An 8011-nucleotide genomic window follows, 5' to 3' on the forward strand; every position below is an offset into this window, starting at 1 on the left:
CCGGGTCTGCGCTTCGCTACGCCCGGGATGACAACCGTTTGGGAGGACGCGCTTTAGGCGAAGACCTCGGCCTGATCCTCGGGCGGTCGATACGGCCGCCCGAACAGGGCCCAGTTCATCTTGCGCCAGTGGGGCAGGGTGCAAGCGAGATAGACGATCATTCCGAGGCCCAGGGGCGCGAACATGAAGACCATCGTCATCCAGGGATAGTGCGCCCGAAAAACGCCCGTCGATTTGATCAACACTAGGCCTGCAACGCCCAAATAAAGCAGGATCGGCCATCGGCTGAGCCGCGCCAGGGCGATCGCGTGATAGGCGGGGAGGACGAGGATCATGGTAAGCCCAAACAGCGACCGCTTGTTGGGGTTCGTGAACAGGGCTCCAACCTCGGGCAACATCACCAAGGTCGTAAGCGCGACGATGACCCAGATCGACAGCGGCGTGCGGTGCGTTCGCGTCCTCACCCGACCTTCGGCGCCTTGAGCCGTCGCTTGTTGACGTGGGCCGCCGGGGCCGGGGCCTCGACCTCCTCGGGGTATTCGCCCTTGAAGTAGAAGCGCTGCCACGCCTCCTTCATCGCTTCGGGCTCGCGCTTGAAGATGCGGGCGTTGAACTCGCCGCGCTTGGCGGCCCAGGCGTCGTACTGGCCGCGCAGGTCAGGATTGGCGTTCATCGACCGGATCACCGGCTGCACCTGCTCCAGCGGCTTGTCCTGGATCATCATGAAGAAGCAGAACGGCTCGCCCTTCTCGAAGCGGATCGTGCCCGGGCGGGTGAAGATCCAGTTCATCGTGAAGGGGAAGGGCAGCCAGTCGGTCTCGACCAGCCCCGCCAGCGGCTGGACCCCGTCCTTGATGTGATTTGGCGGGCCCATGGTCCAGATCGACCAGCCCGGCGGGGTGCGGAACAGGTAGCCGGTGTGGAAGGTGATGGTCCCGCGCGAGAAGTGCGACTTCACGAAGTCGTCGAAGCCCGGATGCGGGTGATCGGCCTTGAAGGTGATGCAGTTCTGGTGGGCCCCGCCGTCCCAGGTGGCCGAGAAGCCGACGGGGCACAGGATCTCCCAGCCGGTGGTGTTGGCCATGGTCAGGGGCAGGCAGCGATAGGGATGGCGGTCGGCGAAGTGGTCCATCCACGCCCGCTGGGGCCGTCCCGGCACGATTTCGGGCGGCCGGTTCTCGGTGGGGTAGCACTCCAGTTCCATGCCGGCTCTTTCTTCCCTAGCTGGTCTTGGAGTCTGGTCTAGCGGGCCACGGCTCGGCTAGGAAGTCCCCCCATGAAGACCAAGATGAAGAGCCGCGCCGACCTGTTCGCCTTCCTCGACGCCCACGGCGTCGCCCATTCCACGCTCGACCACCCGCCGGTGTTCCGGGTGGAGGAGGGGCTGGAGATCAAGGCGGCCTTGCCCGGCGGCCACACCAAGAACCTGTTCCTGAAGGACGCCAAGGGCCAGCTGTGGCTGATCTCGGCCCTGGGCGAGACGGCGATCGATCTGAAGCGCCTGCACACGGTGATCGGCTCGGGCCGGCTGTCGTTCGGCAATGCGGAACTGATGCTCGAGACCCTGGGCGTGACGCCGGGCTCGGTCACGGCCTTCGGCCTGATCAACGACGCCGAGCGCCGCGTGCGCTTCGTGCTGGACGCCGCCCTGGCTCAGGCCGACCCGGTCAACTTCCACCCGCTGGCCAACGACGCCACCACGGCCGTCTCGCAGGACGGCCTGCGGCGGTTCCTGGCGGCGCTGGGGATCGAGCCGATGATCGTCGATTTCGCCGCCATGACCGTGGTCGCCTAGGATCAGCGCGGCGCGACCCTGCGAATGCTCAGGCATGGCTGGTCGGATGCATGGCCGGCGCAGGCCGCCTCCGACGCTTCGACGCGCACCCGGCCATGCCTGGCGGTCGAGCACCGGTCCAGGCGGGTCTTGAGGTCGGCCAAGGGGATGTAGTGGGTCGTCTGAGCGTAGGCGGCGTAGAGCTCGCGCGCGGCCGCATCCATAGGCTGGGCCGCCATGGACGCGTAGATGTCGAACGTGTCGTCGCTCGAGGAGGACCAGAAGAACAGCGCCGAGCGATCGCCCGGCGGGGCCGAGGCGAACCGGTCCAGCGCCTTGCAGAAGCCCGGGCGGTCCCTGGGCGTTTCGGCGCGTGGCGCGCCGCCGGCGATGACCAAGGCGACCCCGGCGGCGGCCGTCAGCAAGCGTCTCATCTTCAATTCCCCCAAGAACCCGAACATCATCATCGGGCGCCGCGCCGCTCAAGACTCGCCCCGCCGACGATTGCGTGGGGACACTCTAAGGACCATCTTGGCGGCCTAGGCGTTCCCTATCCAGTACGAGAGACCCGATGGCCCTGATTGGCGACACTCCCCCTCCCCTCCAAGCCGGTGGCGCGGCCAGGAGCGCGCATATCAAGGACGGGACCGACGCCAGCTTCATGGCCGACGTGATCGAGGCCTCCAAGACCCAGCCGGTGATCGTCGACTTCTGGGCCACCTGGTGCGGCCCGTGCCGCCAGCTGACCCCGGCCCTGGAAAAGGCCGTCAACGCCGCCGGCGGCGCGGTCAAGCTGGTCAAGATCGACGTCGACAAGAACCCTGGCTATTCGGGCCAGCTGCGCGTGCAGTCGATCCCGACCGTCTACGCCTTCGTCAACGGCCAGCCGGTCGACGGCTTCCAGGGCGCGGTGCCCGAGAGCCAGATCAAGTCGTTCATCGACCGCTTGGCGGGCCCGCCGCCCGAGAGCGACGTCGACGCCCTGCTGGCCATGGCCAAGGAGTCGCTGGACCTGGGCGACCTCGGCGGCGCGGCCCAGGCCTTCGCCCAGGTGCTGCAGATGGATCCGGCCAACGTCAAGGCCATCGGCGGCCTGGCCAAATGCTACCTGACCGGCGGCGACCTGGAAGGCGCGGCGGAAGTCGCGGCCACCGCCCCGGCCGGGGCCAAGGACCCGGACCTGGACAGCGTCCGCGCCGCCCTGGCCCTGGCCGAGGACGCCCCGTCCGAGACCGCGCCGTTCGAAAAGCGCCTGGCCGCCGACGCCGACGACCACGAGGCCCGCTTCGAGCTGGCCAAGGCCCTGGCCGGCGCCGGCCATCTTCAGGCCGCTTCGGACCATCTTCTGACCATCATCGAACGCGACCGTGCCTGGAACGACGAGGCGGCCCGCAAGCAGCTGCTGACCGTGTTCGAGGCCGCCGGCTATGCATCCGAGGTGGCCAAGGCCGGCCGCAAGCGGCTGTCATCGATCCTGTTCAGTTAGGATTCAAAGAGGAGCGTTCGCATGCCGGGATCCTATCGAAGGGCGGACGACCTGCCGCTGGTGATCCCGGTGTTTCCGCTGGACGGCGCCCTGTTGCTGCCCGGCGGCCAGCTGCCGCTGAACATCTTCGAGCCGCGCTACCTCAACATGTTCGACGACGCCATGTCGGGCGAGCGGATCATCGGCATGGTCCAGACCCGTCCGGGCGGCGACGTCGAGCGGCCGAACCTGGCCCCCGTGGGCTGCGCGGGCCGGGTGACCAGCTTCGCCGAGACCAGCGACGGCCGCTACCTGGTCACCTTGACCGGGGTCTGCCGGTTCCGGGTCGGCGACGAGCTTCCGGCGCGTTCGCCCTACCGCCAGGTGCGCGCCGACTTCACGACCTTCGAGGACGACCTGCACGAGGCCTCGCCGCACACGGCGACGGGGAGCGACGCCTCGCCGCTGCTGGACGCCTTGCGCCGCTATCTGGACCATCGCGGCCTGGCGATCGACTGGAGCAGCGCCGAGGCCGCGCCGTCCGACGCCCTGATCAACAGCCTGGCCATGGCCCTGCCGTTCGAACCGGTCGAGAAGCAGGCCCTGCTCGAGGCCCCGACCCTGGTGGAGCGCCGCGAGACCCTGGTGGCGCTGCTGGAGATCGACGCGGCCGGCGACGACGAAGACCCGACGATGATCCAGTGATCCCACGGCCGTCATCCTCGGACTTGTTCCGAGGACCCCTAGGTCCGCCGCGTTGACCTTGGCCATCGAGCCGCGACCTCTCCGCCCATGGATCTTCATTCTTCTCAGCTGAAGCAGGGGTCCTCGGAACAAGTCCGAGGATGACGGTTGAAAGTTTGGGGAAGGTTCTCAACGTCTCCGAAACCGCATAGAAACGCAGCCATGACCGCCCAACCGCCTCCGCCGCCCGCCGATCTCGACCCGCGCCTGCTGGAGGTGCTGGTCTGTCCCGTCACCCGCGCGCCGCTGTTCTACGACCGCGCCCGGGGCGAGCTGATCAGCAACGCCGCCAAGCTGGCCTATCCGATCCGCGACGGCGTGCCGATCATGCTGCCCGAGGAAGCCCGCAGCCTGGAAGACTAGGGCGTGGCGCAGGGGGGCAGGGTCGAGCGACAGCGATTGGCTTCGCTGGACGTGCTTCGTGGACTGACGATCGTCGGCATGATCGTCGTCAACAGCGCCTCCTACCTCTACTATGTCAGCGGCTACGCGATCTTCGCCCCCCTTGAGCACGCCGCCTGGCGAGGCTTCACGATCGCCGACTCGGTGTTCCCGGCCTTCGTGTTCATGACCGGCGTCTCGACCCCCCTGGCCCTGGGGCAGGGGGGCGATGGTCTGGACGGCGCGACGCTGCGCCGGCTGCTGGTCCGGTCCGGACGCTTGTTCCTGCTCGGCCTGATCCTCAGCAACATCTACTGGATGGCCACGCCCGAGAGCGTGCTGTTCCGGCCGATGGGCGTGCTGCAGCGCCTGGCCCTGTGCTTCCTGGCCGCCGCCGTCCTCTACAAGACGCTGGGCCCGCGCGCCCGGCTGGTCCTGGCCGCGGCGATCCTGGCGCTCTACTGGCCCCTGACCCTCCTGCCGTTCCCGGACGGCGCCGTCGACCTGCTCAAGCCTGGGGCCAATTTCGTCGGCTGGTTCGACCGCCTGGTGCTGGGCGCCCACACCTATGTGAAGGGACCGCTGGGCTACGACCCCGAAGGCCTGCTCTCGACCCTGCCGGCCATCGCCCAGGCCCTGTTGGGCGTTGCGGCCGGCGAGTGGCTGCTGGCCCCCAAATCGAAAGACGGGCGTGGGCCGCTGGGCCTGCTGGTCGTGGGCGTCGCCATGATCGTCGGCGGCCTGGCCTGGGGCCTGATGTTCCCGATCTCCAAGGAGCTCTGGACCTCGAGTTTCGTGCTGCTGTCGACCGGGATCGCCCTGGTCCTGCTGGCCGGCCTGCATCAGGTGCTGGACATCAAGGGCCGGAAGCTGCCCGGAACCGGCTTCCTGACCGATTTCGGGATCAACGCCATCTTCGCCTACAGCCTGCACATGCTGGCTTCGATCATGCTGGCGGCCCACATCCTGAAGATCCCCTACGCCTGGGCCACGCCGCTGATCGGCGCCAAGGCCGCGGCCCTGATCCCGGTGGCGATCTTCGTCGGCTTGATCTGGATGGTGCTGGCCTACATGCGCAAGCGCGGCTGGGTGGTGAAGGTCTAGGGCGCGCTAGAGCGCCACGCCCCGCAACAGCTTCGGCAGGTCGCCCACCCCGCCGCCGGCCTCGTGCATGAAGAACCGCCGGGCCGGGGCGATGCGGTTGACCGCCGCCATGCCCACGCCGCGCGCCAGGCGCAGCAGCGGATTGTCGTTGGAGAACAGGCGCACGAAGCCGTCGAAGGCCAGGGCGTTGGACACGTTGTCGAACCGCCGCCAGCGGGCGTAGCGCTCCAGCGTCGCCTCGGCCCCGATGTCCTCGCCGTTGCGCAGGGCCTCGGCCACCACCTCGGCCAGGGCCGCGGCGTCCTTCAGGCCCAGGTTCAGCCCCTGGCCGGCGATCGGGTGCACGCCGTGGGCCGCGTCGCCGATCAGGGCCAGGCGCGGGGCGACCAGCCGCTCGGCCAGCGACAGCGACAGCGGATAGACGAAGGTCGGGCCGGCCATCTCGACCGCGCCCAGGAACTCGCCGAACCGCCGCATCAGGTGGGCGTGGAACGCTTCCGGCGACGCATGCCGCAGGGCCTCGGCCCGGTCGGTGCTCTCGGTCCAGACCAGGCTGGCGCGATTGTCCGTCAACGGAAGAATGGCGAACGGGCCGCTGGGCAGGAAGTATTCGTGGGCCACGCCGTGGTGCGGATGCTCCATGCGGACGGTGGCCACCACCCCGCTCTGACCGTAGCTCCAGCCGATGTCGCCGATGCCGGCGGCCTTGCGCAGCACGCCGTTGCGGCCCTCGGCGCTGACCACCAGCGGGGCCGACAGGGTGCGGCCGTCCGTGAGCGTCAGGGTCGCGCCGGCCGGGGTGACCTCCAGGGCCTGGGCGCCGACCGGGGCCAGCACGGTGATGCCCTTGTCGATCACGGTCTTGGCCAGGGCGGCGCGGATCTGGCGGTTCTCGATCAGATAGCCCAGGGGCTCGCCTTCGGAGCGGTCGGCGATCTCGCTGCTGTCGAACCGCAGGAAGAACGGCGAGGGCCCGCCCGAGGCCGGACCGGGCGCCTTGCCGTCGGTGACCAGGATCTGCTCGATCCGTTGGGCGTGGGGCGCCAGGGCCTCGCCGGCCCCGATCGCCCGCCACTGGCGGAACGACGAATAGGCGATGGCCGACGAGCGCCCGTCGAAGCTCTCGGCCAGCTGGGCGTCGAACGGCTGGGGATCGACCAGCAGGGCCTTGACCCCGGCCGAGGCCAGGGCGAGCGCCAGGGTGGTTCCGGCCATGCCGGCTCCGGCGATGATGACGTCGGCGTCGTGGTCGCGCATGGGCGGATATGGCGCTGGGGAGGGGGCGGTGTCTAGGGGCGGCGGTCGCGAAGTGGGGTCCGGTCGCGGGTGGGGCGTTGGTGTCGGCTAACGACCCGTTGCGGACATCCTGGGGTCGGGGGATGATCGGCTTATGAAAGCTCTGCCGCTCTTGTTCCTCATCGCCGCCCAGGCCCCGCCGGTGGACCATCCGCGCACCTATCTTGCCTCGGTCGTTGGATTTCCACTGAAGCAAGACGAAAGGGTTGAAAGCTTCTCTATTGAGACCTGGGGCGTCACCTTTGGGGCGGTGTGCCGCATACCTCCTGGGTGGCGCATCACGGCCGGTAACAGCGCAACCCCTGACGGCGTTCTTGCTGGCGAAGGCAGCCAAGGCGCGACGTGGTTTAGCCAGAGCAGCCCGAAGGCGTTGAGTGGGTTCGTGCTGGTCACGCTGTATGCTCCCATTCAGGAGCAGGATGTTGCTTGGAGCGACGGCAAAATACCTGCCACGTTCAGCGGCTCCGTGACGATCTCCACTGTCGATGACGGCGAAGTAAAGGTGCCGCTGACCAGCGCGAACGTTCGCCTCATACCGGCTACCCACTGCTAGCGCCACGCCCTCCCAAGGTCCGACAACCACCCTTCTCAGACTCTCGGAACGTCCGCTTGGCGAAGCCCCCATCCGCCCCGGATGGGGCCGCGCCTTAAAGCCTTGGTGGATCGGAGCTCTGGCGTCTGACCGAGTCAAGGACCGCCTCTGGCGGCCGCGTCGCGGCGACGCGGCGCGTCGTCCTTGACTCGGTCAGACGCCAGAGCAGGCTCGCCATCAAGGTTTTAAGGCGTGGCCTCGCCGCTTCGGGCGGTCTTCAACGTCACCCCAACATCCGTCATCCTCGGACTTGTTCCGAGGATCCCTGCCTCCGCCGCGAAGAAGGACGATCCACAAGGCGGTGAGATCGGGTCCTGCATGTGGATGGCAGTTCGGCTGAACGAGGGGTCCTCGGAACAAGTCCGAGGATGACGGAGGTGGGGGGCAACTGCTTATGCTCGGCGTTCAACGAGCAAACCCCAGCGATTTCAGCGCCCTGAACTTTCTCGACCCGAACTTATCCCCACCCTCCAAACCGCCTGTATCCTGTTCTCACCTCGCCGCATGGAAAGGGCGCATGGCCAGCGACCGATGCGGCGGCGGGGGGCGATCGAGCGGGACTGGGCTGGAGGGGGTTACTTCAGCGTGTCCGGGGACTCCTGTCGTTGGGGAGCCCGCCCGCCGTCGGCGTCGAACGGGGACAAAGCGCGTGTAT

The 8011-nt window shown here is 68.3% G+C and carries 10 protein-coding genes; 6 read left to right on the top strand and 4 right to left on the bottom strand.

All coding sequences use genetic code 11. The features are described 5' to 3' along the window. Positions 1-53: 53 nt before the first annotated feature. Both AC1DYP_RS19890 and AC1DYP_RS19895 read right to left on the bottom strand, forming a co-directional pair. On the bottom strand, positions 54-404 hold the full coding sequence (locus tag AC1DYP_RS19890) for a hypothetical protein (protein ID WP_477047795.1): 351 nt from the start codon (positions 402-404) through the stop codon (positions 54-56). A 56-nt stretch (positions 405-460) separates the two neighbouring features. Beyond that, complete coding sequence (locus AC1DYP_RS19895) at positions 461-1204, bottom strand: DUF6065 family protein (protein ID WP_477034568.1); 744 nt, start codon at positions 1202-1204, stop codon at positions 461-463. 84 nt (positions 1205-1288) lie between these two features. Here AC1DYP_RS19895 and AC1DYP_RS19900 point away from each other — a divergent pair, with 84 nt between their 5' ends. Further along, on the top strand, positions 1289-1795 hold the full coding sequence (locus AC1DYP_RS19900) for a prolyl-tRNA synthetase associated domain-containing protein (RefSeq protein ID WP_477047803.1): 507 nt from the start codon (positions 1289-1291) through the stop codon (positions 1793-1795). A 2-nt stretch (positions 1796-1797) separates the two neighbouring features. Here AC1DYP_RS19900 and AC1DYP_RS19905 read toward each other — a convergent pair whose 3' ends face one another. Next, the gene (locus tag AC1DYP_RS19905; RefSeq protein WP_477047796.1) at positions 1798-2208 is read right to left on the bottom strand and encodes a hypothetical protein; all 411 of its coding nucleotides are present in this window, start codon (positions 2206-2208) and stop codon (positions 1798-1800) included. Between the two features lie 137 nt (positions 2209-2345). Here AC1DYP_RS19905 and AC1DYP_RS19910 point away from each other — a divergent pair, with 137 nt between their 5' ends. The 4 genes from AC1DYP_RS19910 to AC1DYP_RS19925 all read left to right on the top strand — a co-directional run bounded on the left by AC1DYP_RS19910 (position 2346) and on the right by AC1DYP_RS19925 (position 5468). After that, positions 2346-3260 carry a tetratricopeptide repeat protein gene (locus AC1DYP_RS19910; RefSeq protein ID WP_477047797.1) on the top strand — a complete coding sequence of 305 codons (915 nt, stop codon included), beginning with the start codon at positions 2346-2348 and terminating at the stop codon, positions 3258-3260. Between the two features lie 21 nt (positions 3261-3281). Continuing rightward, positions 3282-3944, top strand: coding sequence for an LON peptidase substrate-binding domain-containing protein (locus tag AC1DYP_RS19915; RefSeq protein ID WP_477047798.1), 663 nt, complete (start codon positions 3282-3284; stop codon positions 3942-3944). Positions 3945-4145: 201 nt separating this feature from the next. After that, positions 4146-4346, top strand: coding sequence for a Trm112 family protein (locus AC1DYP_RS19920; RefSeq protein WP_477034572.1), 201 nt, complete (start codon positions 4146-4148; stop codon positions 4344-4346). A 36-nt stretch (positions 4347-4382) separates the two neighbouring features. Next, positions 4383-5468, top strand: a complete 1086-nt coding sequence (locus AC1DYP_RS19925) for an acyltransferase family protein (protein ID WP_477047799.1) — start codon at positions 4383-4385, stop codon at positions 5466-5468. Between the two features lie 6 nt (positions 5469-5474). Here AC1DYP_RS19925 and AC1DYP_RS19930 read toward each other — a convergent pair whose 3' ends face one another. Beyond that, positions 5475-6725, bottom strand: a complete 1251-nt coding sequence (locus AC1DYP_RS19930) for a UbiH/UbiF/VisC/COQ6 family ubiquinone biosynthesis hydroxylase (RefSeq protein ID WP_477047800.1) — start codon at positions 6723-6725, stop codon at positions 5475-5477. Between the two features lie 133 nt (positions 6726-6858). Between AC1DYP_RS19930 and AC1DYP_RS19935 the strand changes: the two genes are divergently transcribed. Beyond that, the gene (locus AC1DYP_RS19935; RefSeq protein WP_477047801.1) at positions 6859-7317 is read left to right on the top strand and encodes a hypothetical protein; all 459 of its coding nucleotides are present in this window, start codon (positions 6859-6861) and stop codon (positions 7315-7317) included. Positions 7318-8011: the final 694 nt, after the last annotated feature.

The organism is Caulobacter sp. P1_D6, assembly GCF_056406095.1.